The sequence below is a fragment of the Arthrobacter sp. Soil761 genome (assembly GCF_001428325.1).
Lineage (GTDB): Bacteria > Actinomycetota > Actinomycetes > Actinomycetales > Micrococcaceae > Arthrobacter.
In genome coordinates this window covers 31,206-56,681 of the sequence record NZ_LMSF01000010.1, presented here as the reverse complement: position 1 = coordinate 56,681, position 25,476 = coordinate 31,206, and the positions used below count along the sequence as shown (strand labels likewise).

Annotated in this window: 27 protein-coding genes; 19 read left to right on the top strand and 8 right to left on the bottom strand. The window is 67.3% G+C overall.

Going from position 1 to position 25,476, the window contains the following annotated elements; translation table 11 throughout:
* Window positions 1-159 precede the first annotated feature (159 nt).
* From ASG79_RS07890 to ASG79_RS07875, 4 genes are all read right to left on the bottom strand, one after another.
* On the bottom strand, window positions 160-780 hold the full coding sequence (locus ASG79_RS07890; RefSeq protein ID WP_196804799.1) for a hypothetical protein: 621 nt from the start codon (window positions 778-780) through the stop codon (window positions 160-162).
* A gap of 2 nt (window positions 781-782) precedes the next feature.
* A complete protein-coding gene (locus ASG79_RS07885; RefSeq protein WP_056389952.1) occupies window positions 783-1,187 on the bottom strand; it encodes a DUF4383 domain-containing protein in 405 nt (134 codons plus the stop codon).
* A 170-nt stretch (window positions 1,188-1,357) separates the two neighbouring features.
* The gene (locus ASG79_RS07880; protein ID WP_018771666.1) at window positions 1,358-1,903 is read right to left on the bottom strand and encodes a hypothetical protein; all 546 of its coding nucleotides are present in this window, start codon (window positions 1,901-1,903) and stop codon (window positions 1,358-1,360) included.
* A gap of 145 nt (window positions 1,904-2,048) precedes the next feature.
* The gene (locus ASG79_RS07875) at window positions 2,049-2,522 is read right to left on the bottom strand and encodes an Lrp/AsnC family transcriptional regulator (RefSeq protein WP_018771667.1); all 474 of its coding nucleotides are present in this window, start codon (window positions 2,520-2,522) and stop codon (window positions 2,049-2,051) included.
* 192 nt (window positions 2,523-2,714) lie between these two features.
* On the opposite strand from ASG79_RS07875, the gene pdhA reads away from it, so the two are divergent.
* The 3 genes from pdhA to ASG79_RS07860 are packed head-to-tail and all read left to right on the top strand — an operon-like array spanning window position 2,715 to window position 6,312.
* Window positions 2,715-3,884, top strand: coding sequence for a pyruvate dehydrogenase (acetyl-transferring) E1 component subunit alpha (gene pdhA / locus ASG79_RS07870; protein ID WP_056389949.1), 1,170 nt, complete (start codon window positions 2,715-2,717; stop codon window positions 3,882-3,884).
* Window positions 3,884-4,894, top strand: a complete 1,011-nt coding sequence (locus tag ASG79_RS07865) for an alpha-ketoacid dehydrogenase subunit beta (protein WP_056389946.1) — start codon at window positions 3,884-3,886, stop codon at window positions 4,892-4,894. Before pdhA ends, ASG79_RS07865 begins: the two co-directional genes overlap by 1 nt.
* Complete coding sequence (locus tag ASG79_RS07860) at window positions 4,891-6,312, top strand: dihydrolipoamide acetyltransferase family protein (protein ID WP_056389943.1); 1,422 nt, start codon at window positions 4,891-4,893, stop codon at window positions 6,310-6,312. The genes ASG79_RS07865 and ASG79_RS07860 overlap by 4 nt, the downstream gene beginning before the upstream one ends.
* 8 nt (window positions 6,313-6,320) lie before the next feature.
* Here the strand turns inward: ASG79_RS07860 and ASG79_RS07855 are convergent, their stop codons facing one another.
* Entirely contained in the window at window positions 6,321-7,001 is a 681-nt protein-coding gene (locus tag ASG79_RS07855) for a TetR/AcrR family transcriptional regulator (RefSeq protein ID WP_082581696.1), read from the bottom strand.
* 144 nt (window positions 7,002-7,145) lie between these two features.
* Here ASG79_RS07855 and ASG79_RS07850 point away from each other — a divergent pair, with 144 nt between their 5' ends.
* The 7 genes from ASG79_RS07850 to ASG79_RS07820 are packed head-to-tail and all read left to right on the top strand — an operon-like array spanning window position 7,146 to window position 15,154.
* Window positions 7,146-8,753 carry a carboxyl transferase domain-containing protein gene (locus ASG79_RS07850; RefSeq protein WP_056389937.1) on the top strand — a complete coding sequence of 536 codons (1,608 nt, stop codon included), beginning with the start codon at window positions 7,146-7,148 and terminating at the stop codon, window positions 8,751-8,753.
* Between the two features lie 7 nt (window positions 8,754-8,760).
* Window positions 8,761-10,986, top strand: coding sequence for an acetyl/propionyl/methylcrotonyl-CoA carboxylase subunit alpha (locus ASG79_RS07845; protein ID WP_056389934.1), 2,226 nt, complete (start codon window positions 8,761-8,763; stop codon window positions 10,984-10,986).
* A 2-nt stretch (window positions 10,987-10,988) separates the two neighbouring features.
* Window positions 10,989-12,152: an acyl-CoA dehydrogenase family protein gene (locus ASG79_RS07840; protein ID WP_018771673.1), complete on the top strand. Its 1,164-nt coding sequence runs from the start codon at window positions 10,989-10,991 to the stop codon at window positions 12,150-12,152.
* 35 nt (window positions 12,153-12,187) lie between these two features.
* A complete protein-coding gene (locus ASG79_RS07835) occupies window positions 12,188-12,991 on the top strand; it encodes a CoA transferase subunit A (protein ID WP_018771674.1) in 804 nt (267 codons plus the stop codon).
* On the top strand, window positions 12,988-13,770 hold the full coding sequence (locus ASG79_RS07830) for a CoA transferase subunit B (RefSeq protein ID WP_056389931.1): 783 nt from the start codon (window positions 12,988-12,990) through the stop codon (window positions 13,768-13,770). Before ASG79_RS07835 ends, ASG79_RS07830 begins: the two co-directional genes overlap by 4 nt.
* Window positions 13,767-14,324, top strand: a complete 558-nt coding sequence (locus ASG79_RS07825; RefSeq protein WP_056389925.1) for a MaoC family dehydratase — start codon at window positions 13,767-13,769, stop codon at window positions 14,322-14,324. Before ASG79_RS07830 ends, ASG79_RS07825 begins: the two co-directional genes overlap by 4 nt.
* Entirely contained in the window at window positions 14,321-15,154 is an 834-nt protein-coding gene (locus tag ASG79_RS07820) for an HpcH/HpaI aldolase/citrate lyase family protein (protein WP_018771677.1), read from the top strand. Before ASG79_RS07825 ends, ASG79_RS07820 begins: the two co-directional genes overlap by 4 nt.
* 18 nt (window positions 15,155-15,172) lie before the next feature.
* Here the strand turns inward: ASG79_RS07820 and ASG79_RS07815 are convergent, their stop codons facing one another.
* Complete coding sequence (locus tag ASG79_RS07815) at window positions 15,173-16,642, bottom strand: lipase maturation factor family protein (RefSeq protein WP_056389921.1); 1,470 nt, start codon at window positions 16,640-16,642, stop codon at window positions 15,173-15,175.
* Window positions 16,643-16,744: 102 nt separating this feature from the next.
* On the opposite strand from ASG79_RS07815, the gene dxr reads away from it, so the two are divergent.
* The 9 genes from dxr to ASG79_RS07775 all read left to right on the top strand — a co-directional run bounded on the left by dxr (window position 16,745) and on the right by ASG79_RS07775 (window position 24,060).
* Window positions 16,745-17,929, top strand: a complete 1,185-nt coding sequence (gene dxr / locus ASG79_RS07810; protein WP_056389919.1) for a 1-deoxy-D-xylulose-5-phosphate reductoisomerase — start codon at window positions 16,745-16,747, stop codon at window positions 17,927-17,929.
* Window positions 17,930-17,946: 17 nt separating this feature from the next.
* Window positions 17,947-19,278, top strand: coding sequence for a M50 family metallopeptidase (locus tag ASG79_RS07805; RefSeq protein ID WP_056389916.1), 1,332 nt, complete (start codon window positions 17,947-17,949; stop codon window positions 19,276-19,278).
* A 77-nt stretch (window positions 19,279-19,355) separates the two neighbouring features.
* Entirely contained in the window at window positions 19,356-20,060 is a 705-nt protein-coding gene (locus tag ASG79_RS07800) for a hypothetical protein (protein WP_056389912.1), read from the top strand.
* A 63-nt stretch (window positions 20,061-20,123) separates the two neighbouring features.
* A complete protein-coding gene (locus ASG79_RS07795) occupies window positions 20,124-20,723 on the top strand; it encodes a hypothetical protein (protein WP_056389909.1) in 600 nt (199 codons plus the stop codon).
* Window positions 20,724-20,896: 173 nt separating this feature from the next.
* A complete protein-coding gene (locus ASG79_RS07790) occupies window positions 20,897-21,190 on the top strand; it encodes a YciI family protein (RefSeq protein ID WP_018771944.1) in 294 nt (97 codons plus the stop codon).
* A 35-nt stretch (window positions 21,191-21,225) separates the two neighbouring features.
* Complete coding sequence (gene ispG, locus ASG79_RS07785; protein WP_018771945.1) at window positions 21,226-22,392, top strand: flavodoxin-dependent (E)-4-hydroxy-3-methylbut-2-enyl-diphosphate synthase; 1,167 nt, start codon at window positions 21,226-21,228, stop codon at window positions 22,390-22,392.
* On the top strand, window positions 22,355-23,245 hold the full coding sequence (locus tag ASG79_RS07780) for a GNAT family N-acetyltransferase (protein WP_056389905.1): 891 nt from the start codon (window positions 22,355-22,357) through the stop codon (window positions 23,243-23,245). The genes ispG and ASG79_RS07780 overlap by 38 nt, the downstream gene beginning before the upstream one ends.
* Before the next feature lie 103 nt (window positions 23,246-23,348).
* On the top strand, window positions 23,349-23,489 hold the full coding sequence (locus tag ASG79_RS24075; protein ID WP_156400186.1) for a hypothetical protein: 141 nt from the start codon (window positions 23,349-23,351) through the stop codon (window positions 23,487-23,489).
* A gap of 4 nt (window positions 23,490-23,493) precedes the next feature.
* Window positions 23,494-24,060 (top strand): hypothetical protein, encoded by a 567-nt coding sequence (locus ASG79_RS07775; RefSeq protein WP_082581695.1) that lies wholly within the window; start codon window positions 23,494-23,496, stop codon window positions 24,058-24,060.
* A gap of 33 nt (window positions 24,061-24,093) precedes the next feature.
* Here ASG79_RS07775 and ASG79_RS07770 read toward each other — a convergent pair whose 3' ends face one another.
* Together ASG79_RS07770 and ASG79_RS07765 are read right to left on the bottom strand one after the other, a co-directional pair.
* On the bottom strand, window positions 24,094-24,636 hold the full coding sequence (locus ASG79_RS07770; protein ID WP_377204786.1) for a TetR family transcriptional regulator: 543 nt from the start codon (window positions 24,634-24,636) through the stop codon (window positions 24,094-24,096).
* A 92-nt stretch (window positions 24,637-24,728) separates the two neighbouring features.
* Window positions 24,729-25,472, bottom strand: a complete 744-nt coding sequence (locus tag ASG79_RS07765; RefSeq protein ID WP_082581698.1) for an ABC transporter permease — start codon at window positions 25,470-25,472, stop codon at window positions 24,729-24,731.
* Window positions 25,473-25,476: the final 4 nt, after the last annotated feature.

Sequence of the window (25,476 nt, the reverse complement as noted above, 5' to 3'; positions counted from 1 at the left end):
CACGCTGAACCTCAGACAACGAACTACGTGCATGCATAAAACTGCTCCCCGGAAGTCGGAACTGAATTTCTCAGTCCAACTTCCGGGGAGCAGTTCAATACCGCGGCCTGGAGGCTCTTTGCGTTTGCCGCCCCCGCGCGCTTTACCGGAAGGGGGGATTCAGTGCTGGTGGTGGCCGCCCGGCGCCGGGTTCCCGTGCCCGCCGTGCGGGACGGCGTACTGGCCGGCCGTCGAGGCGGCGAGGCCCGGCGTCGCAATCCCTGCCACCAGGACGGCGCCGGCGAAAGCTCCCAGCAACAGCCGGCCCGGCCGCCCTCCGGCCCCTGCGGACGGAACCCGCGGTTCGCGGTGCTGCCGTTCGCGCTGGAGCCACCCGAGCGACGCGAGGATCATCAGCGTGAGCAGCAACGCCGAAAGGTGGGTCAGGCTGAGGCCTGAGGCCGGGCCGGCAACGGGAGGTGATGCCATCGCGGCCAGGTGGACGGCGGCTGCACCGGCCAGCACATACCGCGACTTCCGGCCGCCCGGCAGCCGGTCCCTTGCCAGGAACACCACGGCAGCGGCGAGCAGCATCAGCCCCCAGGCCCCGGCCGCAACACCTGCGGCAACCGCTGGGGTGGCCGCAGGTCCCGCTGCTGCCGAAAAGATACTGGACGAAATGGCGAGGTTGACCGATCCCGCACCAAAGCCCGCAAACCCGGTGACGAGTCGAACAGCACTGCCCGCCTGCAGGCCTGGTTGGTCCGGCGCCATCGGCCGGACCGGTACCGGGACCGCCACGGCTAAGCCCTTGCGGTGGCCGGGGACTTGTCCAGCGACAGGCCCACGCCGAGGAGGAGTACGGCGCTGGCGAGGTGCAGGACGTTGTCGGCGCCGTTCAGGGCGATGATGTTCAGCGGCGAGTTGAGCAGGAACAGACCCACGATGCCCACCAGGAGGTAGACGGCGCCTACCGTGGCGTTCACGGTTCGGGCGGTGGCCGTTCCGCGAAGCCCGGCGAAGAGCAGCGCGGCGCCGATGGCCAGGTGGATGACGTTGTGCAGCGGATTGACTTCGAAGATGATGAGGTTCGCGCCTTCGGTGGCGGCGAAACCGACGCCGGACGTGACAGCGAAGCCCAGGAGGCCCACCAGCAGGTAGACGGCTCCGAAAACGGTGGCGACGAGGCGGTTGGGTGAGTTGCGCATGGCCGGTTCCTTCCGATAGGGCGGGCAGCAGTTCCCGCCGGATAAACAGGCCCCTGGTCGGGACCCTCGGAAGCGATTCGGATCATGGCCGCGCATGGATGGGTAAAAAGATCAGTACCCTTTCCACTTTCCCGATCGGTGCCGCGCTGCCCGGGGCGCCGGCCGTCCGGCTAGGCTGCCGGCCGCAGTTTGATGTTGGTCATCAGCAGCCGGTCCGTGCCTTCGAAGCGGTAGGCGAGGTCCACCTTCTTGCCGGTGCAGCTGATCTGGCCCACTACCTCGGCCGACTTCATCCCGTTGTCGGTGGCCACCTTGAGCTCGTTGTAGGCGGGCTGGCAGGAACTGTCCATCTCCAGGCTCTTCACCCCTGAGATGAAGGCCTCCTTGGAAAGCTGCTTCTGCAGGGCCGGGTCAAGGTATTCGTCATAGGCGCGGGAGGTGTCGCCGGCGATGACTTTCCTGGTGAAGCCGTCCGCCAGGCCCCTGGCCTGGTTGGTGGCGCTTCCCACCACGTTCACCAGGATGACGACGCCGAGGATCACCAGGAGCAGCACCCCGCCGATGCTGCCAAGGATGATCCACAGCCTCCGCCGGCTCCGCTGCCGGGGCGGTTCCCCCGGGAGGCCGAACGGGGCGGGCTGCTCCGGCAGTGCTGGAAACTGCTGTGGCGTGTAGCCCGCCCGGCCCTGCCGGTACGGATCCTGGGGACTGCTCAAAAGGGAGGCCTCTCGTCTGACAGGCGCTGTGGCGCCGGCGTACTGGCCCGGGCCTCTCCCGGCCCGGCATATGACGGAATCCAGCCTATAACCCTGCCCCCCGCCGTCGTGCGTGCAGCGCCGCGCGAAAGGTCCGGTGCCTGCGCTAGGCGCCCTCCGTGCCGCGGTCCAGCAGGGGCTGCACCCGGAAGGGGATCAACTCACCCATCGCCAGGGCGGTGTCAGCCCGCTCCACGCCATCACAGGCCAGGATCTTGCCGTTGATACGGAAGAGATCCTCTGCGTCCCTGGCCACCACGCGCAGCAGCAGGTCCGCTGATCCTGTCAGCCCGTAACCTTCCAGCACCTCGGGGATGGCGGCAATGTCCTCCGCCAGCTGCCCGAGCCTCTGCTGTTGCACGTGGACGGAGATGAAAGCCATGAGCGGATACCCCAGGGCCACGGGATTGATGCGCCGTTCAAAGGACAGGAAGACGTGCTTCTTTTCCAGCTGGGCCATGCGCGCCTGGACGGTATTGCGGGACAGACCCAGCTTCTGCGCGAGGGCCACCACGGTGCGGCGGGGATCCTGCGCGAGTGCCGACAACAGGCGGGTGTCAGTGCCATCCAAAGCTCGCATAATGCGCAACGCTAGCACGGTGCCAGCTCTCCAGACAGGGCATCCTGCTCAATAAGCGCCGCAGTGGTTGTACCCGTTGGGCATTGTGAGTAGGGTCACAGTATCTGGGGCAATGACGCCCGGAAGGCCGGTGGCGGCAGGGCCAAAAGTCCGCAAACCACGGGTCAACGACGTACGAAGGTTGCGGCAATCGTGTCTACAGACGAAACGGGCCCTGGCGGCGCAAAAACCCCCGAAAGCACGAAAACCCCCGGCGAAGCCGGACCGGATCTCCTCCAGCTGATCACCCCGTCAGGTGAGCGCATCAGCCACCCGGAGTTTGATTTCTGGGTCCGGGACATTACCGACGATCAGTTGTGCTCCCTCTTCGAGGACATGACCGTCATCCGCCGGATCGATGTGGAGGCCACGGCCCTGCAGCGGCAGGGTGAACTGGCCCTGTGGCCCCCGCTCCTGGGCCAGGAGGCAGCCCAGATAGGGTCCGGAAGGGCATTGCGGGCGGACGACTTCGTGTTCTCCAGCTACCGCGAGAACGGAGTGGCGTACTGCCGCGGTGTTGACCTGACCGACCTCCTCCGGGTGTGGCGGGGGAACGCCTCCGGCGGCTGGGACCCGTACAGCATCAACATGGCAACGCCGCAGATCATCATCGGCGCCCAGACCCTGCACGCCACGGGCTACGCTATGGGGATCCAGAATGACGGCGCCGACGCCGTGGCCGTTACCTACTTCGGGGACGGTGCCACCAGTGAGGGCGACCTGAACGAGGCCATGGTGTTCGCCGCCAGCTTCCAGGCCCCGGTGGTGTTTTTCTGCACCAACAACCACTGGGCCATCTCCGAGCCCGTACGGCTGCAGACCCACATCCAGCTCGCGGACCGGGCCACGGGTTTCGGCATCCCAAGCCTGCGGGTGGACGGAAACGATGTCCTGGCGGTCATGGCTGCCACCCGGCTGGCACTGGACCGGGCCCGTCGCGGCGGCGGTCCCACCTTCATCGAGGCCGTCAGCTACCGCATGGGCCCGCACACCACCGCCGACGATCCCACCCGCTACCGGGACGCCAATGAACTGGAGGACTGGGCCGCCAAGGACCCCATCTCCCGGCTGGCCGGCCTCCTGGACCGGAAGGGAATCCTGACCGCGGAGCTGCAGCAGCAGGTCAAGGACAAAGCCGATGCCGTTGCATCGGAGATGCGCCGAGGATGCACCACCATGCCGGACCCCCAGCCCATGGACATCTTCAAGCACGTCTACAGCACGCCCAATTCCTGGCTGGAACGCCAGCAGGAGCATTACGCCCGTTACCTGGCGTCCTTCGGTGACCCCGACGGAGCCGTTTCCAAGGAAGGTGCACGCTGATGACCCAGTTGACCTTTGCCCGTGCCATCAATGCAGGGCTGCGCAAGTCGCTGGAAAACGACTCCAAGGTGGTCCTCCTCGGCGAGGACATCGGCGCCCTGGGCGGCGTCTTCCGGGTGACGGACGGCCTGCAAAAAGACTTCGGCAAGCACCGGGTGGTGGACACCCCGCTCGCGGAGTCCGCCATCGTGGGCACCGCCGTAGGCCTGGCCTACCGCGGCTACCGGCCCGTGGTGGAGATCCAGTTCGACGGCTTCATCTACCCGGCGTTCGACCAAATCGTCAGCCAGGTGGCAAAACTCCACTACCGCACCCGCGGGGCGGTCAGGATGCCCATCACCATCAGGGTGCCGTTCGGCGGCGGCATCGGCTCGCCGGAACACCACTCCGAATCCCCGGAAGCCTACTTCACGCACACCTCAGGGCTTCGGGTGGTGACCGTGGCCAACCCGCAGGACGCATACACCGTGATCCAGCAGGCCATCGCCTGCGACGACCCCGTGCTGTACTTCGAACCCAAGCGCCGCTACCACGACAAAGGCGAAGTGGATGAGTCCATGGACCCGCGTTCCGCCCTGCCCATGGACAAGGCCCGCGTCCTGACCGACGGCAGCGACGTCACGCTGGTGGCCTATGGGCCCCTGGTCAAGACGGCCCTGGATGCCGCCTCCGCCGCGGCGGACGAAGGCATCTCCATTGAAGTCATCGACCTGCGCTCGCTGGCGCCCGTGGACTATGAGCCCGTGGTGGCGTCCGTGCGGAAGACCGGGCGCCTGGTGGTGACGCACGAGGCCGCACAATCCGGCGGGCTGGGCGCGGAAGTGGCGGCCAGCATTACGGAGCGCTGCTTCTACCATCTGGAGGCCGCTCCGGTGAGGGTGACCGGGTTCGACATTCCCTACCCGTACTCCAAGCTGGAAATGCACCACCTGCCGGGCCTGGACCGCATCCTCGATGGCGTGGACCGCGCCCTGGGCCGCCCCAATTCCCTGAGCGGGCTGGAAGGATGAGCGCCACCATGATCAAGGAATTCCGGCTCCCCGACCTGGGTGAAGGACTCACGGAGTCCGAAATCCTCAGCTGGAAAGTGGCCGTTGGCGACACCGTCAGCCTGAACCAGGTCATCGCCGAAGTGGAAACCGCCAAGGCCGTGGTGGAGCTCCCGTCGCCGTTTGCCGGCGTCATCAAGGAACTCCACGAACAGCCGGGTTCCGTGGTGGAGGTGGGCAAGCCGATCGTCTCCTTCGAGGTGGCGGACGACGCCGGTGCGTCACCTGCGCAGGCGCCCGGCGCCTTTTCGCCGGGGATGGGGGAGGCAGCACCCCCGGAAGCTCCAAGCGCAGCGGAGACGCCGAAACGGGAACCCAACCTGGTGGGGTACGGCGCCGTCGTCGAAGGTTCCGGCCGGCCAACGCGGCGGCCGCGGAACTTCGCCCCGGTGGAGGCTTCCGGGAACCTGGCGCCGGTGGTTGAGCCCGCCCGGCCTGCCGATGTCCAGGTTGGCCATGTCCAGGTTGGCCATGTCCAGCCTGCCGAGCGACCCCGGTCCACGCCTCCCGTCCGCAAACTGGCCAAAGACCTGGGAGTTGACCTCGCGCAGGTGCACGGCACAGGTCCCGGCGGGCTGATCACGCGGGAGGACGTCCAGGACTTTGCAGGGCACGAGGGCGAGCCTGCTGCGCCGCCGGCCGGACCCGTGCCGGTAGCCGATGGAACCCGGCCGGGGGAGCGGGAGACCCGGACTCCCATCAAGGGCGTGCGCAAGCTCACCGCGGCGGCGATGGTGCAGAGCGCCTTCACCGCTCCGCACGCCACCGAATTCCTCACCGTGGATGTCACGCCCAGCCTTGAGTTGCTGGCGAAACTCAAGAACAGCAGGGAGTTCTCCGGAATCAGGCTCACCCCGTTGACGCTCGCTGCCAAGGCCGTCCTGGTGGCCGTGCGGCGGAACCCGGCGCTGAATTCCCGCTGGGACCAGGACAATCAGGAGATCGTCACCTTCAACTACGTGAACCTGGGCATTGCCGCCGCCACACCCCGCGGACTGATGGTCCCCAACATCAAGGACGCCGACGCCATGGCGCTCCCGCAGCTTGCCCAGGCGCTGACAGCGCTCGCGGAAACCGCCAGGGCTGGCAAGACCCAGCCCGCTGACCTGTCCGACGGTACCATCTCCATTACCAACATCGGCGTATTTGGCATCGACGCGGGTACCCCCATCCTCAACCCGGGGGAGGCGGCGATCCTGGGCCTGGGTGCGGTGCGGACCATGCCGTGGGAGTACAAGGGCGAGGTGGCACTGCGGCAGGTGCTCACGCTGAGCCTGTCCTTTGACCACCGCCTGGTGGACGGCGAACAGGGGTCCCGGTTCCTGGCCGACGTCGGAGCGATCCTTGCCGAGCCGGGAATGGTCCTCACGATGGTCTGACCGGGGGACTAGGCGCCCCGTTCGGCTGTAGGTGCGCTGTCCACCATCAGGGCTGCCAGTGCCATCCGTTCAAGCAGGGGGCGGGCAACCCCGGCCGCCAATCCGGTGCCGTGACGCCGGACGGAGTGCGGCGTGGAGTTGATCAGGCCGAATGTCGCGTGGGCCCGCATGCGCAGTTCAGCCGCACCGATGCCGGGGTGCACCTTGCCCAGGATGTCCACCCAGACCTCCACGTAGCTGCGCTGCAGGGTACGCACCGCGGACTGGTCCTGCTCCGACAAGTTGCTGAAGTCACGGTCCTGCACCCGGATTACGTCCGGTTTTCCGAGCGCGAAATCCACCTGGAATTCCACCAGTTGCCGCAGGGCAGCCAGGGGATTGGGCGTGCTCTGCGCCACCCGCCGCCCGCCGTCCAGCAATTCCTGGCTCACGGTGACCAGGAGGTCGGCCAGGACGGCCTGCTTGCCGGGAAAGTGGCGGTAGACCGCTGGGCCGCTGACGCCTGCCGCCGCGCCGAGGTCCTCCAGCGAAACGCGGTTGAAGCCATTCAGCGCGAACAGCGAGGCCGCGGCGGACAGCAAAGCCTGCCGCCGGTTCTCCTTGGCCTTGCCGCGCTGGGTTGTGGGAGCGGACTGGGTTGTGGGAACGGGCTGGGTGGCAGGGGCCGGCTGCACTGTATTGCTGCGCACTTTTCCTCCTTGGACCCCGCAGATTCTAGCAAGACAGCAGTGTGTTGGACATCACAGTTAATCGAGACTAACCTGAATTTCAGTTATTAGTCACTAACCGAGTTGGCTTGGGCCGGCTTGGCCCACCCTTAGGACGGACCGTCGATGGAGACCCTGGCCACCCGGCTTGATCCCGCAAGCGAGTCCTTCCGCGCCAACCGGGAAGCGCAGTTGTCGCTCGCCGGCGAACTGCGGAAGAGGCTGGCGGATGCAGCGTTGGGCGGGCCCCGGAAGTCGCGCGAGCGGCACGTGGCCCGCGGCAAGCTCCTGCCGCGGGACCGCATCGACCAGTTGCTGGACGAGGGCAGCCCGTTCCTGGAGATCGCACCGCTGGCCGCCAACGGCATGTACGGCGATGATGCACCCGGTGCCGGAGTCATCGCCGGCATCGGCCTGGTGCACGGCCGGCAGGTCCTGGTCATCTCCAACGACGCCACCGTCAAGGGCGGCACGTACTACCCCATGACCGTGAAGAAGCACCTCCGCGCCCAGGAGGTCGCGCTGGAGAACGGCCTGCCCTGCATCTACCTGGTGGATTCGGGCGGGGCCTTCCTGCCCAAGCAGGACGAGGTCTTCCCGGACAGGGACCACTTTGGCCGGATCTTCTACAACCAGGCGCGTCTCTCAGCCGCCAAAATTCCACAGATCGCTGCCGTGATGGGGTCCTGCACGGCCGGCGGCGCCTATGTCCCCGCCATGAGCGACGAAACCGTCATCGTCCGGAACCAGGGCACCATCTTCCTGGGCGGACCGCCGCTGGTGAAGGCGGCCATCGGGGAAATCGTGACGGCCGAGGAACTCGGTGGGGGCGAGGTGCACTCCCGGGTCTCGGGTGTGACGGACCACCTCGCCGAAAATGACGAGCATGCCCTGCAGATCGTCAGGGACATCGTCTCCACCCTGCCGCCTCCCGCGGCGCCCGCCTGGCAGGTGGAGGCCGCCGTCGAACCCGCCGTGGACCCGGACGGGCTCTATGGTGCGGTGCCCACGGACGTCAATGCTCCCTACGACGTCCACGAGGTGATTGCCCGGCTGGTGGACGGCAGCAGGTTCCACGAGTTCAAGAAGGACTACGGCACCACGCTGGTCACAGGTTTCGCCCGGATCCACGGGCACCCGGTGGGAATCGTGGCCAACAACGGCGTCCTGTTCAGCGAGTCGTCGCTCAAGGGCGCGCACTTCATTGAACTGTGCGACCAGCGCGGTATCCCCCTGCTGTTCCTGCAGAACATCTCCGGCTTCATGGTGGGCAGGGACGCCGAGCAGGGCGGCATCGCCAAGAACGGCGCCAAGATGGTGACGGCCGTTGCCACCGCGCGGGTCCCCAAGCTGACCGTGGTGATCGGCGGCTCCTTTGGTGCCGGCAACTACTCCATGTGCGGCCGTGCCTACTCGCCGAGGTTCCTGTGGATGTGGCCTGCTGCCCGGATCTCGGTGATGGGCGGCAACCAGGCCGCCAGCGTGCTGGCCACCGTTAAGCGGGACCAGTATGAAGCGGCGGGGGAGGACTGGCCGGCCGATGACGAGGAAGCGTTCAAAGCGCCCATCCGGCAGCAGTACGAGGACCAGGGCAGCCCCTACTACTCCACTGCACGGCTGTGGGACGACGCCGTCATCGATCCCGCCGATACCCGAACCGTCCTGGGCCTGGCGCTCGACGTCGTCTCCCGCACCCCCCTGCCGGAGACCTCCTTCGGCCTCTTCCGGATGTGAGCCAGCAATGACCATGCAAACCAACACAGCCACTACCGGGGAAGTCCCCACCGCAACGGCCGACGGCAAGCCCCTCTTCGGCACCGTGCTGGTGGCCAACCGCGGCGAAATCGCCTGCCGCGTCATTCGGACGCTGCGGCAGCTGGGCATCCGTTCGGTCGCCGTCTACAGCGATGCCGACGCCGGCGCCCGGCACGTGCGCGAAGCCGATGCCTCCGTGCGGATCGGCCCCGCCGTTGCAACCGAAAGCTACCTGAACGCGGACGCCATCGTGGACGCGTGCCGGCAGTCCGGGGCGGAAGCGGTACACCCCGGCTACGGTTTCCTGAGCGAGAACGTGGACTTCGCCAGGGCCCTGGAAAAGGCCGGCATCACGTTCATTGGCCCGGGCGTTGAAGCGCTGAACGTCATGGGTGACAAGATCCGCGCCAAGAACCACGTGGCGGGGTACGGCGTGCCCGTCGTCCCCGGCATTGCCAAGCCCGGCATGACGGACAGCGAACTGATGGAGGCTGCTGCCGCCGTCGGCTTTCCGCTCCTCATCAAGCCGTCCGCGGGCGGCGGCGGCAAGGGGATGCACGCCGTCGAAAACCAGGCGGACCTGCCCGCCGCCCTGGCCACGGCCCGGCGCGTCGCCGCCGCCGCATTCGGCGACGACACCCTGTTCCTGGAGCGCCTGGTGACCACCCCGAGGCACATCGAGGTGCAGGTGCTGGCGGACAGCCACGGCAACGTCATCCACCTCGGCGAGCGCGAATGCTCCCTCCAGCGGCGGCACCAGAAAGTCATCGAGGAAGCCCCGTCGCCCCTGCTCGAGGGCCTGCCCAACGGCCCCGAAGTGCGCGACCGGATTGGCGAGGCCGCCTGCAACGCGGCCCGCAGCGTGAACTACGTGGGCGCCGGGACCGTGGAGTTCCTGGTCTCCGATGACGCGCCGGACGAGTTCTTCTTCATGGAGATGAACACCAGGCTGCAGGTGGAACACCCCGTCACCGAAATGGTCACGGGCATCGACTTGGTGGAATGGCAGGTGCGGATCGCAGCGGGCGGGGAGCTGACCGTCCGCCAGGCGGACGTGGAGCTTTCCGGCCACGCCGTGGAGGCAAGGGTCTACGCTGAGGTGCCCGAAAAGAACTTTCTCCCGTCCACCGGGACCGTGCTGATGCTCGACGAACTGCCCGCCGGCACCCAGGGGCGGGTACGGGTGGACTCCTCGCTGGTGGAAGGCCTGGAACTGTCGGCGCACTACGACCCCATGGTGTCCAAGGTGATCGCCTGGGCCGGGGACCGTGCCGCCGCCCTGGCCGCCCTGGATGGTGCCCTGGCCGGCTACACGGCACTGGGCATCGAGACCAACGTCGAGTACCTGCGGCTCCTGGTCAACGACTCCGACGTCAAGGCAGGGCACCTGGACACCGGGCTGATCGAACGGAAGCTGCCCGGACTGGAATTCCGGCGCATCGGGAACCCCGAACTGGTGGCCGCCGCGCTGTTCGTCCTGTCGCTGGAAGCACAGAACACCCCCGGCCCCAGCCCCGGGCGCGGGCCGTGGCAGGGCAGGAACGGCTGGCGGCTCGGCGCAGCGGCACCACGCCGGATCAGCCTGGGAACGCCCGACGGCGGCGTGGCCACCGTGCAGGTCGGCGGCAGTCCCAATGGGGGAGCCGGAGCCGTGGTCGCCGTCAACGGCGGTCCGCAGCATCCGGCCGCCCTGCAGTGGTCCAGCCGGCAAGGCCTCGAACTTGACCTCGATGGCCAGCACCACGGCTACCGGCTGGCTGCGGACTCCACAGGGGCTGCCGTCCAACCGTGGGATAACGCGGTGCCCGACGGCCCCACACAGCTCTACCTCGGCAACGACGGCTGGTCCTGCCGCCTGGACGTACTGACCCGGGAGGCGCGGCTGGAACGCGTGCTGGCCGCCATCCAGCGGCAGGAAGGGGCGGCCGACCCGGAGGTGCGCTCGCCGATGCCCGGGACCGTCGTGGCCGTCCCGGTGGCCGACGGGGACGCCGTCCAGGCCGGGGAAGTCCTGGTTTCCGTGGAGGCCATGAAGATGGAGCACCACCTGGTGGCCCCGCTGGCCGGGACGGTCCACCTGGCCACCCGTACCGGTGACCTGGTGAAGGCCGACCAGGTGCTGGCCACCATCCATCCCGCTGCCACCGGCGTAAAAACAGACAGCACAGAGACAGCAACAGACGCAGCTGCAATCCAAGGCGAAGGAGCCTGACCATGACCGGTTTTGAACTGACCGAGGAATACCGGGACCTCAGCGACACCGTGCGCGATTTCGCGGACAACGTGGTGGCCCCGGTCTCCGCCAAGCACGACGAAGAGCACAGCTTCCCGTACGAAGTGGTGAAGCAGATGGCCGAGATGGGCCTTTTCGGGCTGCCGTTCCCCGAGGAATACGGCGGCATGGGCGGGGACTACTTCGCACTGGCCCTCGCGCTGGAACAGCTCGGCCGGGTGGACCAGTCCGTCGCCATCACGCTGGAGGCCGGGGTGTCCCTCGGGGCCATGCCCGTCTACCGCTTCGGCACGGACGCGCAGAAACAGCAGTGGCTGCCCATGCTGGCGTCCGGCCAGGCGCTCGCAGGCTTTGGACTTACCGAGCCCGAGGCCGGGTCGGACGCGGGCGGGACCAAGACCCACGCCCGGCGCGAAGACGGCAACTGGGTCATCAACGGCACCAAGGAGTTCATCACCAACTCCGGAACGGACATCACCCGGCTGGTCACCGTCACTGCCGTAACCGGGCAGCAGGAACGCGGGGACGGCACCGTCAAAAAAGACATCTCCACCATCCTGGTGCCCACCGACACTCCCGGCTTCAAGGCGGAAAAGCCGTACAACAAGGTGGGCTGGAACGCATCGGACACGCACCCCCTGACGCTGAAGGATGTCCGCGTCCCGGAAGCGAACCTGCTGGGCGTGGAAGGCCGCGGCTACGCCAACTTCCTGTCCATCCTGGACGAGGGCCGGATCGCCATTGCGGCGCTGGCCACCGGCGCAGCCCAGGGTTGTGTGGACCTCTCGGTCAAATATGCGAGGGAACGCAGCGCCTTCGGGCAGAACATCGGCAAGTACCAGGCCATTTCGTTCAAGATCGCCCGCATGGAAGCCCGGGCCCACACCGCCCGCCTGGCGTACTACGACGCGGCCTTCCGGATGCTTGCCGGCAAGCCGTTCAAGACCCAGGCGGCCATCGCTAAGATGGTCGCAGGCGAGGCGGCCATGGACAACGCGCGGGATGCCACCCAGGTATTCGGCGGCTATGGCTTCATCAACGAGTTCACCGTGGCGCGCCACTACCGCGATTCCAAGATCCTTGAAGTCGGGGAGGGCACCACGGAGGTCCAGTTGATGCTGATCGCCCGCGAACTGGGTCTGTAGGACCTGGGACCGTAGCCGGCCTGAGAGGATCACTGATGATTGACAAGGTTGTTGCCAGCGCCGACGCGGCGGTTGCGGATATCCCGGACGGCGCCTCGCTGGCGGTGGGCGGGTTCGGCCTTTGCGGAATTCCGGTTGCCCTGATCGACGCCCTGCACCGGGCGGGCACCTCCGGTCTGGAGACCGTCAGCAACAACTGTGGGGTGGACGACTGGGGCCTGGGCATCCTGCTCCGGGACGGGCGTATCCGCCGCACCATCAGCTCCTATGTGGGCGAGAACAAGGAATTTGCGCGCCAATACCTGGCCGGTGAGCTCGAGGTGGTGCTCACACCCCAGGGCACGCTTGCTGAAAAGCTGCGGGCCGGTGGTGCGGGCATTCCGGCCTTCTACACCAAGGCGGGGGTGGGCACGCAGGTGTCCGACGGCGGCCTGCCGCAGAAGTACGACGCCAACGGCGGCATCGCGGTTGCCTCCGCGCCCAAGGAAGTGCGGTCATTCGGCGGCGTGGACTACGTCCTGGAAGAGTCCCTCACGCCGGACTTCGGGCTGGTGCACGCCTGGAAGGGCGACCGCCACGGCAACCTGGTGTTCCATGCCACCGCCATGAACTTCAACCCCCTGTGCGCCATGGCCGGCCGGATCACCATCGCCGAGGTGGAGGAACTCGTGGAGCCCGGCGAACTGGACCCCGAACACATCCACACTCCTGGCATCTTCGTCCAGCGCGTGGTCCTGGCCCGGGACGGGGAGAAGCGGATCGAAAAGCGGACCGTTGCCCTGACGGCGCCGGGCCCAGGAGGAAGAACACCAGGCAGCCACCAGCAGGCAGGAGCATGACCATGGATCCGAACAGCCCTGAAGCGCCGCGCCCCGAAGCCGTCCGCGCGGAATACCGGCGGGCCGGTTCCCAGCAGCATGCCGGGCCCGGCGACTCCACGTCCCCCGCCAAAACGAAGGGCTGGACGCGCAACGAACTCGCCGCGCGGGTGGCCAGGGAGCTTCGCAACGGCCAGTACGTGAACCTGGGCATCGGGATGCCCACCCTGATCCCCAACTACATCCCCGCCGGGGTGGAGGTGGTGCTGCACTCGGAGAACGGCATCCTCGGCGTCGGCCCCTACCCTGCGGACGACGCGGTGGATCCGGACCTGATCAACGCCGGCAAGGAAACCGTGACGGTCAACAGGGGAGCGGCGTTCTTCGACTCCGCGACATCCTTTGGCATGATCCGCGGCGGCCACGTGGACCTCGCCGTCCTCGGCGCCATGGAAGTGGCGGAGAACGGCGACCTCGCCAACTGGATGATCCCCGGCAAGATGGTCAAGGGCATGGGCGGTGCCATGGACCTGGTGTTCGGGGCCAAGAGGGTGATCGTGATGATGGAGCATGTGGACCGGAACGGGAATCCGAAGATCGTCAAACAATGCACCCTGCCCCTCACCGGCAAGGGCTGTGTGGACCGGATCATCACGGACCTCGCCGTCATTGACATCGTGAAGGACGGCGGCCCCTCACGCCTGGTGCTGCGCGAACTGGCCCCCAACGTATCGCTCGAGGACGTGGTGGCCGCCACCGGCGCCGACCTGTTCGAGGAAGACCAGGAACTGACCGTATGACGGATGGCAACGGTCCGGTTTCCAGGCAAAAGGACGACCGCGGCCGGCGGGTCGTCGAGCAGCGCGGGCTGTACTTCGACGAGCTGGAGGAGGGCGTGCTGTACGCCCACCGGCCCGGACGCACCGTGACCGAAGCCGACAACGTCCTCTTCACCACGCTGACCATGAACACCCAGGCCCTGCACCTGGACGCTGCCTGGAGCGCCGGGCAGCCCTTCGGCCAGCGGCTCATGAACTCGATGTTCACCCTGGCCACCATGGTGGGCCAGTCCGTCACCCAGCTCACCCAGGGAACCATCATCGCCCAGCTGGGCCTGACCGACGTCTCCTTCCCGCACCCGCTCTACCACGGAGACACGCTCTACACGGAGACAGCCGTCACCGGAAAGCGGCTTTCCTCCTCACGGCCCGGCCAGGGCATCGTGACCATGGAGCACACCGGGCGCAACCAGAACGGAACAGTCGTGGCCCGGGCCACCCGCAGCTGCCTCATGTGGACGCGCGACGCCCACGCCAAGACGCAGGACGCCGGACAGGGGACAATGCCGGTATGACTTTCGTAATGGGCCCCGCACTGCTTTTCTGCCCCGCCGACAGGCCGGAGCGCTACCAGAAAGCCGCCGCCCGGGCAGACGCCGTGATCCTGGACCTTGAAGACGCGGTGGCGCCGGCTGACAAGCAGCGCGCCCGAGGCGCCATCCTGGCCCAGCTGGGAACCACCGGTGTGGAACCTGAGCTCGAACCCAGCTGCACCATTGTCAGGGTGAATCCCGTGGGGACTGAGGACTTCGAAAAGGACCTGCACTGCCTGGCCCACACCCCCTACCGCACGGTGATGCTGGCCAAGGCCGAATCCGCCGAACAGCTCAAAGCGCTGGAGGGCTACCAGGTGATTGCCCTGTGCGAAACGGCGCTTGGCGTGCTCAATGCGCCTGCCATCGCCGCCGCCCCTAACGTGGTGGGCCTGATGTGGGGCGCCGAGGACCTGCTGGCCACCCTGGGTGGAACGTCCAGCCGGAAGGACGACGGCGCCTACCGGGCGGTTGCGCTGCACGCCCGCTCCGCCGTCCTGCTGGCAGCCCGCGCCTACGGCAAGGAAGCGGTGGATGCGGTCTACACCAACATCCCCGACCTTGACGGACTGGCAGCCGAGGCTGCCGACGCCGTGGCCTCGGGCTTCAGTTCGAAGGCCTGCATCCACCCCAGCCAGGCCGCCGTGGTCCGCAAGGCCTACGCACCTTCGGAAGACGAGGTGGCCGCCGCGGTTGCCCTCCTGGATGCCGCAGCATCAGCCGGATCGGGAGTGTTCCAGTACCAGGGGAAAATGATCGACGGGCCAATCCTCAAGCACGCCCAGGAGATCGTGCGCCGCGCCGCTGTGTAGGCATAGCGGGACGTTCGGCTAGCGTTGGCGTCCCGGGGACCTGCGCAGGGACGTTGGCGGGATGGGCTCGTAGAGCAGCGTCCGCACCCACCGGTTCCCCGTCTCCCGGAACTCCTTCCGCGTGGCGAAGCGGTAATGGTAACTGCGCACGCGCACCCAGTGCGGCGCGGCGCCGTCGAACGGGTCATGCCGCAGCAGCCGCAGCATCTGCCGGTCCGCCGCCAGCAGCTTGGCCAGGAACGCGTAGAACCATTCCTCGTGCACGCTGCGCAGCGGCAGGAACCACATCAGCCAGTCCAGCCGCAGGTGGTACGGGGCCCACTGCCGCGGAATCCGGCGGACATCCCCGGGCTTGCCCTTGAAACCGTACTCGCGCCATTCCGGGTCGTCGTCGGGATCGTCGTCCAGCGTGCCTTCCACCACAATCTCGATGCGCTGCCTGGTCACGGTGCCGAACGCGCCGTAGGCGTTGACCAGCTGCCACCGGTTGAAGCTGGCATTCATCAGCTGCCGGCGGGAGAAGAGGTTCCGCAGCGGCCAGTAGCTCAGGGCCAGCAGCAGGGCGGATGCTGCCAGGGTGATGGCCAGCCACCACAGCGGGGTCTCCTGCCGGCCTCCCGTGGCGGCGTCCCAGTCTGCCGGGATTGCCGGTATGACGGCGTGCGCCACGGGATCGCTGACGGCTGCAAACGCCAGCACGATTGCCATCCAGTTCAGCCAGGCGAAGTTGCCGCTGGCCACCAGCCACAGCTGGGTCACGACGACGACCCCCGCCGCCACGCCGGCCACCGGCTGCGGGGCGAACAGCAGGAACGGCACCACCAGCTGGGCGATGTGGTTGCCCACCACTTCGATACGGTGCAGCGGCTTGGGCAGGAGATGGGCCTGCCGGCTCAATGGCCCGGGCATGGGCTGGGTCTCGTGGTGGTAGTACAGGGCCGTCAGGTCCCGCCATTCCCGGCCACCGCGGATCTTGATCATTCCCGCCCCGAACTCCAGCCGGAACACCAGCCACACAATCAGGATCAGGATGGTCCGGGGCGGCTCCGTCTGGTTGGAGCCCAGGAACGCCACGGTGAAGCCCGCTTCCAGGAGCAGCATTTCCCAGCCGAACCCATAGAACGTCTGGCCCACGTTCACGATCGACATGTACAGCAGCCACAGGGCCAGGAAGGCGACCATCGGGACCCACGGCGGCCCGGCCTGCGGTATCCCCGCCACGAGCAGCGCCGACACCACCAGCCCGCCGGCACAGACACCGCGAAGCAGCCTGTCCGAGTACCGCCAGCGGAACAGCGTTGGCCGGCGCAGGCGGGTGAATGCCGCCAGGAACTCCGGCACCGGGAGGAGGCCGCGCTCGCCGAGCAGGGCGGGAAACTGGTTCAGCGTGGAGAGGAAGGCAACGAAATACAATGCGGCGACACCCCGCTGCAGCACCTGCCGGGCAAATTCGTACTCCGGCGCATCAAACCACGTGAGCCAGTCCACGCAATCCACGTTACGCCCGGCCGTCCGCGGGTCAAGGCGATTAAGGCCCGTCTGCAGGCCAGGGGCGCAGGCAGGCCGGGAAGGGTGCGGGATACTTAAGCAATGCAGCCACGCAGAGTCGTCCTCCTAGGATCCACCGGTTCCATCGGCACCCAGGCGATTGACGTCGTCGACGGCGCCCCGCACCTGTTCGAGGTGGTGGCACTCAGTGCCGGGGGCGGCAACCTGGAACTCCTGGCCCGGCAGGCTGTCCACACCGGGGCCGCGGCCGTGGGGATCGCCTCCGGAGACCCCGGACGGCTGGAAGGCCTGATCCGCGACGCCGCCGCAGCGGCAGGCCGTCCGGAATACCGCCCGGAGATCGTGGCCGGCCCCGACGCCTCCGCCCGGATCGCCGCCGTCGAGGCTGACGTGGTGCTCAACGGAATCACCGGTTCCATCGGCCTGGCACCCACCCTGGCGGCCCTTAAGTCCGGAGCCACCCTGGCCCTTGCCAACAAGGAGTCGCTGATCGTGGGCGGCAGCCTGGTCAAGGCCGCGGCAAGGGACGGCCAGATCGTGCCGGTGGACTCGGAACATTCCGCGATTGCCCAATGCCTGCGTTCAGGCACCGCCGGCGAAGTGGACAAGCTCATCCTCACCGCCTCCGGCGGACCGTTCCGGGGCAGGAGCCGGGACGAGCTCCACGACGTCACCCCGCAGCAGGCACTGGCCCACCCCACCTGGGACATGGGCATGATGGTCACCACCAACTCCGCCACGCTGGTCAACAAGGGCCTGGAGGTCATCGAGGCCCACCTGTTGTTCGATATCCCGTTGGACCGGATCGACGTGGTAGTCCACCCCCAGTCCATCGTCCACTCAATGGTCCAGTTCGTCGACGGCTCCACCATCGCCCAGGCCTCGCCGCCTGACATGCGGCTGCCCATCGCCCTGGGGCTTGGCTGGCCTGCGCGCGTGCCCAAGGCCGCCAGCCCGTGCGACTGGACCCAGGCCGCTACCTGGACCTTCGAGCCGCTGGACGCCGAGGCCTTCCCCGCCGTCGGCCTTGCCAAGGACGCCGCCCGGCAGGGAAGCACCTTCCCTGCCGTGTTCAATGCGGCCAATGAAGAGGCAGTGACGGCGTTCCACGACGGCCGGATCCGGTTTACCGACATCGTCGATACCGTGGACAGTGTGCTCAGCGAACACTCAGGTTCCTCCGGGCTGACGGTGGATTCAGTGCTGGATGCTGAAAGCTGGGCACGTGCCCGGGCCCACGAACGTTTAGCAGTCAGAAGTCTCTAGGAAGCAGCACCACCTCCATGACCCCTGTCCTACTTTTCATCCTCGGCGTCGTCTTCGTCGCCCTGGGTATTGCTGTGTCCATCGCGCTCCACGAGGTGGGGCACCTGGTGCCGGCCAAGCTCTTCAAAGTCCGCGTGACAAAGTACATGATCGGCTTCGGGCCAACGCTGTGGTCCCGCCGGAGGGGCGAAACCGAGTACGGCGTGAAGGCCGTTCCGCTGGGCGGCTACGTCTCCATGATCGGCATGTACCCGCCGAACAAGGACGACGGCTCGGTCCGCCCCTCCAGCACGGGCATGTTCCAGACACTTGCCACCGAGGCCCGCTCCATGGCCCACGAGGAAGTGGGGCCGGGCGACGAACACCGGGTCTTCTACCGCCTGCCGGTCTGGAAAAAAGTGATTGTGATGCTGGGCGGCCCGGCCATGAACATGATCCTTGGCGTGCTGCTCACCGCCGTGCTGCTGATGGGCTTCGGCATTGCCACCGCCACCACGACCGTTTCGGACGTCTCCAAATGCCAGGTGGCCGCGGGCCAAACCGTCGATCCCGACTCTGCGGACTGCCGGCTGACGCCCGCCGCGGCGGCCGGGTTGAAGCCAAACGACACGATTACTTCCTTCGACGGCAAACCCGTCACCAGCTGGGAGCAGTTGACGGAGTGGATCCGCGCCTCTGCCGGCAGGGAAGTAGCCATCACCGTGCAGCGGGACGGCAATCCCGTGTCCACCACAGTGACCCCCGTCCTGTCGGCGCGGCCCGTGATGGGAAGCGACGGACGGCAGGCCACCGATGCTGCCGGCAACCTCCAGTACCAGGACGTGGGATTCCTCGGCATCGGTGCGCAAACGGCGTTGGTGGCCCAGCCGGCGTCGTCCGTCCTGCCCATGGCGGGGGAGAACATCCGCCAGGTGGCCGGCGTTGTCTTCAATCTGCCGGCCCGTGTGGTGGGAGTGGCGAAGGCAGCCTTCAGCGAAGAGCCCCGCGACCCCAACGGCCCCATCAGCGTGGTGGGCGTCGGCAGGGTGGCGGGCGAGGTGGCGGCCATGGAGGCCGTACCGCTGCAGTCCCGGGTGGCTACGCTTGTTGGCCTGCTGGCCGGACTGAACTTTGCGCTTGCCGTGTTCAACCTGATTCCGCTCCTGCCGCTCGACGGCGGCCATGTTGCCGGGGCCCTGTATGAGGGCATTCGGCGCCGGGTGGCAAAGCTCCGCGGACGGCCGGATCCCGGAGCGTTCGACATCGCCAAGCTGCTTCCAGTCACGTACGTGGTTGCAGCGCTGCTGATGGGGATGAGCGCGCTGCTGATCTACGCAGACATCGTCAAGCCCGTCAATCTCTTCGGATAGTCATTCAGTTTCGGCTGACTTCGAAAAATCAGCCAAATGCGATTGATCATACGGGATCAACCGCCTATGGTTGATGAATGTTCGTCATGACCATCGACCAACGCGGAAGCACCGGCGACCATGACCGGGTTCCGTCCTTCCTTGCACAGGTTGCCCGCCTCGAACTCCCGGGGCCGGCGCACCCGGTGTTCGAACGTTCCGTCGGGGACGAGGTGCAGGGGGTGGTGCGGGAGGCTTCCGCCGTGGTGGAGATAGCACTGCACGCGCTCCGCGAAGGGCGCTGGTACGTGGGCATCGGCGTCGGCAGCGTTTCGCTGCCGCCCGATGCCAGTCCGCGGGAAGGGACCGGGACTGCTTTTGTTGCCGCCCGCAGGGCGGTTGAACACGCCAAAAGCGCCGGTTCCCAGGTGCCGTTGTCGGTGGTGCCCGGCATCATGGCGGGGGAGGCCGGCAGGGGCGTTCCTGCGGGGGAGGGGGTCCGGGCGTGTGCCAACGCGGAAGCAGTGCTCCGGTTGCTCGGCCGGCTTGTCCAGGACCGCACGGAAGCCCAGTGGCGGGTGGTGGATGCCCTGCGCCGCCTGGGTGCTGGTGGCCAGGGCCCGGGCCGGCATGGAAGCCAGAAGCAGGTGGCCCGTGAACTTGGAATCTCGGAGCAATCGGTGAGCCGAACCGTGCTTCGGTCCGGCTGGCAGGAAGAATGGGCAGCCAGGCCGGCAGCCTCCATGCTTCTTGGTTACGCCGACTCGCAGATTACCCAGGCACTCAACGACGGCCAGGCATAGGAGTGTCCAGCATCTGAAGGAGCCGGACGGCCGGATCGAAGACAACCCCAATGAAGGAGACAGGTGACCGCACTTTGGGTGGCAGTGGCGCTGGTGGTGGCTGGCTTTGCCGGCTGGCCGGTCACTGCGCTGGTGTTCAAGCTGGCCCGGACCATCGACGACAAAGCCGATGCTGCCAAGGCCGCGGAGGAAGCCCGCAGGACGGAACAGGACCCCTCTGCCGACGTCACCGTGGACGATCCTTCCCCCATCGCCAGCCGCGGGGAACCGGGCAGGGCCACATCCCCGGACGCGGTCACGGCCCCTGATGGGCCGGTTGATGCTGCCGGCAGGCCGGCCGGCCAGGCAGTGGACGGTGAGCTGACCGCCCCTGCCGCCGGGCCGGCGTCGGGCGGGCCGGCTGCCGGACCCGCGCTGCCCAGCCAACGCATCCTGCGCGGCGGCGCCATCATCGGCGTGCTGGAGCGGCTGGGGGTGTGCCTCGCCATCCTCACCGGCCAACCCGTGGCCATCGCCTACATCGTCGCCATCAAGGGCCTGGGCAGGTTCGCCGAACTGAAGGAGACGCCGGTGGCCGCCGAGCGCTTCATCATCGGGACCCTCACCTCCATGCTCTGGGCGGCCGGGACCGCGGCCGCGGTGAAGGTCCTCTTCCTGCAGTGAAACTCCCGCACCGGCAGTGAAACTCCCGCCTGGCAGTGAGACTCCCGCCTGGCAGTGAAACTCCTGCACTGGCAGTGAAACTCCTGCTCCGGCGGGCCTGCTCCGGTGCGGGGCACTTTTGCTCCAGGGGGAACGGTACGGTACCAAGCCGGCCATGGCGATAGGGTAGCGGTATGACAGTTTTTGCCGTTGAGTACGTTTATGCCGCCAACTCCACCGACACCCGCAACGAGGTCCGGCCCGCACACCGGGAATGGACCGGCGGCCTGGCGCAGGACGGCGTCATCGTGGCCAGCGGCCCCTACGGTGACGGCGCGGGCGCCCTGCTGATCTTCAAGGCAACCGATGAAGGCGCCCTCAACTCGATCCTTAAGCAGGATCCTTTCGCCGCGGCCGGAGTGGTCGCCGGAACCCGCATCACCGAATGGTCTCCGGTAACCGGCATGCTGGCCGGGATCGCCGCGTAGCCGCCTTTTCACCCCTTTCAACTCAAGGAGTCCACGTGACCTCGGTCAGCCTGGGAATGCCGTCAGCACCACCGCCCGTCCTTGCCCCCCGCCGCAAGACGCGCCAGATCAAAGTCGGCTCGGTAGGCGTGGGATCTGATTTCCCCATCAGCGTGCAGTCGATGACCACCACGCCCACCACGGACATCAACGCCACGCTGCAGCAGATCGCCGAACTCACGGCGTCCGGCTGCGACATTGTCCGCGTCGCCTGCCCGTCCGCCGACGATGCCGAGGCGCTGCCCATCATCGCCCGGAAGTCCCAGATCCCGGTCATCGCGGACATCCACTTCCAGCCCAAGTACGTCTTTGCGGCCATCGAAGCAGGCTGCGCAGCCGTGCGCGTGAATCCTGGAAACATCCGCAAGTTCGATGACCAGGTCAAGGAGATTGCCGCCGCCGCCAAGGACCACGGCACCTCCATCCGCATCGGCGTCAATGCCGGGTCCCTGGAGCCGGGCATCCTCAAGAAGTACGGCAAGGCCACCCCCGAAGCGCTGGTTGAATCAGCCGTCTGGGAAGCCTCCCTTTTCGAGGAGCACGGCTTCCACGACTTCAAGATTTCCGTGAAGCACAACGACCCCGTGATCATGGTGGCAGCCTACGAAATGCTCGCCGAAAAGGGTGACTGGCCCCTGCACCTTGGCGTCACGGAGGCTGGTCCAGCGTTCCAGGGCACCATCAAGTCCGCAACGGCCTTCGGCGCGCTCCTTTCCCGGGGGATCGGTGACACCATCCGCGTGTCCCTCTCCGCGCCCCCGGTGGAGGAAATCAAGGTGGGCAACCAGATCCTCCAATCGCTGAACCTGCGGCCCCGCAAGCTGGAAATCGTGTCCTGTCCTTCCTGCGGCCGTGCCCAGGTTGACGTGTACACTCTGGCTGAACAGGTCACCGCCGGGCTCGAAGGGATGGAAATTCCCCTCCGCGTGGCGGTCATGGGCTGCGTCGTGAACGGCCCCGGCGAAGCGCGCGAGGCTGACCTTGGCGTGGCTTCGGGCAACGGCAAGGGCCAGATCTTCGTTAAGGGCGAGGTCATCAAGACTGTTCCCGAGAGCGCAATTGTTGAGACACTGATCGAAGAGGCTATGCGTATCGCGGAAGAGATGGGGGAGGCCGATGGCGAAGATGCTGTCAAGGGTAGCCCCGTGGTTAGCGTCTCGTAGGGAGACTCCAGACCCTGCGGGGCTTTCTGTCCGCACGCTTGATGGCCAGGACACTCCCGCGCTGAAACTGCTGGCCCAGCAGGACCCTGTGGCCAACGTGTTCATCCTGGCCCACCTGCGGGCCACGGGGACTGCGGCGCCCACCAGCGGGGGCGCCGGTGTGATCGGGGTTTTCGACGACGGCATCCTGACGGGTGCCTGCTGGGCCGGAGCCAACCTGGTTCCGGTCCAGCTTGATCCCGCCCTGGCCCCCCTTGTAGCGGACGCCGCAAACAGTTCCGGCCGCCGGTATGCGTCTGCCTTTGGGCCGGCCCCCGCAGTGCTGGCACTCAACGCCGAGCTCGCTGTGCTGGGCCACCGTGCACACGAGGTCAGGGCTGACCAGCCGCTGATGATCATCGACGGACCGCCCCTTGTCCAGCCCAACCGCGGCCTGGACCAAGGGAACCTCGCCGACTTCGACCGCATCCTTCCCGCCTGCGCCGCCATGTTCGAGGAAGAGGTGGGGTACTCGCCCTACCTCGGCGGCAGGGAATTCTACAGCCGCCGCGTGGAGGGCCTCATCAGGCAGGGACATTCCCTGGTCCACCTCAACAACGCCCGTGAGGTGGTGTTCAAAGCCGAGCTCGGGGCAGTCACCGACGACGTCACCCAGGTCCAGGGCGTCTGGATGAATCCGATCTTCCGCGGCCGGGGGCTGAGCGCGGGCTACATGTCGGCAGTGGTGGAAAAGGCCCGGCAGATCGCCCCCGTGACCAGCCTCTACGTGAACGGCTTCAACACCCGGGCGCGGTCCACCTACGAACGTGTGGGGTTCCGCCAGGTGGGGACGTTCGCTACAGTTCTTTTCTAGCCGGGCAGCGGTCCGCGTTCATTTGAATATTGGGGGAAAAATTGAAGACGTCCGTGCTGGGAACTTTCGGGGCATCGGCCCTTCTGGCCATAGCGGTTTCGGCATGTGGCGGTCCGGCCGCCCCGCAGTCAGCGGACTCTTCACCGGCCACGGTTGCAGCCCCTCAAACACCGACCGCGTCGCCAACCCCGACGCCGACGCCCACCCCGACACCAACGCCAACAGCCACGGGTTACACCAGTGACCAGTTGGCTGCCATCGTGGGGCAGGTCCGGGATGCTGCCGACCGCAGGCTTTCCGTCCTGCCGAAGGCCGACATCGCTGCGGCGATCGAGCAAACCAAGGCCATGATCTCCTCCGTCGACGTCCAGCCGGCGGAGTGCAAGGAACTCGCTGCGGCGGGCACGGTGCCGTCCGTGGAGGATGCAACCATGGCGATAGGCATGAGTACTGACACCGCCACCGGCGCGGTCACGGCCCTGTCGCTGGTGGCCGGCCTGGATAAAGGCGTCCTGGCCCAGGTTACGGACCCGTCCGAGCAGCTGGCGAAGTGCTCCTCCATGACCATGACGGTGTCAGGCATGGACGTTGCCGTCACCATTACTCCGGTAACGGGTGTCACCGGGCTGCCGGGCGCGGTCGCCTACCGCACGGACAGTGCGTTGCCTGATGGCCGCACGCAGTCCATGGTCAGGGCGCAGGTGGTCCACCGCGGCGTACTGATCGCCTCGGTGGCGTCCGGCGGCGAGACCGAGGCAGACGCGGTCCGTCGGGCAGGTGCGCTCCTGGACTCGGCTGCCGCCCTGGTCAAGTAGAACCCGGCCTCCGGGACACGTCCGTCGACCTCCTCAGGACAGGGGCCCGGTGAGGTACCGCTGGACAGCCGGCGCGACCAGCCGCACCACGTCCTCGGGGGCTGCGGACGCGAGCGGCTCCAGCCGGACCACGTAGCGCACCATCATCAGGCCCACCACCTGGGTGGCCACCAGGCTTCCGCGCAGCGCCACCTCTTCAGGCGTCCCGGGAACAGCTGCCATGATCCTGGTGATCACCCTGCGGGTCACCGTTTCCCGCAGGAGTGCCGTTTTGGCCTTGGACCCGATCGTCCCGCGAAGGAAGGCCAGCAGGCCGGCCTGCGCGGGGCTCTCCCACAGGCGGAGCACCGTGCGGACGATCAGTTCCGCCCGCTGGGCGGGGTCCGAGTCCGCCATGCCCGCCAGCACCTGTTCCGGGTCGGCCGGCAGCTCCACGCTGAGGGCAAAGAGTTCATCCTTGCCCATGAAGAAGTGGTGGACCATTCCCGGATCCACCCCTGCGGCGCGGGCCACCTGCCGCAGGCTGGTTCCCTCGAAGCCGTGCTCGGCGAAGAGCTTCCGGGCAGCGTCGAGGATGTGCTCCCGGGACTCCGTGGCGCCGCCCCGGCGGCCCCTGCGGACCGGAAACGCATCAGGGCCCTCCGGGCCGGTTGAAGGACGGGACAGCTTCACGGAGTCCGCCGCCGCAGCGTGAAGGCGGCGAGGACCAGGACACCAAAGGAGATGGCCGCCATGGTGCCCGCGTCCTGCCACAGCCGCCCGGTCGCCTCCGCGTGGGACGCCACCTCCTGGAGGGCATCCACGGAAAAAGTCAGGGGCAGCACATTGGAGATCGCTTCCAGCACATCATTCATCCGGTCGCGCGCCACGAACAGCCCACACAACAGGATCTGCGGCACCACCACCACTGGCATGAACTGGACCGCCTGGAACTCGGTCCTGGCGAACGCCGAACAGAACAGGCCAAGGGCCACCCCCAGGACGGCGTTGATCACAGCGATCAGCACCACGTAACCCGGTGCCCCCGCGATGTCGAGCCCGAAAATCCAGTACGCCACAGCCGTGGCCACCAGGGACTGCAGGGCGGCCATCAGGGAAAAGGCCACACCGTAGCCGAACAGCAGGTCGGCCTTGTGGACGGGCGTCGTCAGCAGCCGCTCCAGGGTTCCGGAGGTGCGCTCCCGAAGCATGGTGATCGAGGTGACCAGGAACATCACCACGAACGGAAAAATGGCCAGCATCATCAGGCCAACGCGGTCGAACGTGCGTGGCGCGCCTGGCGGGACTGACTCATTTTCGTAGAGGAAGTACACCGCCGTGAGCAGCAGTGCCGGGACCACCAGGATCATGGCGATGCTGCGGTGGTCATGGCGGAGCTGGCTGAGCACCCTGCGTGCCGTCGCGAGCATCATCCGG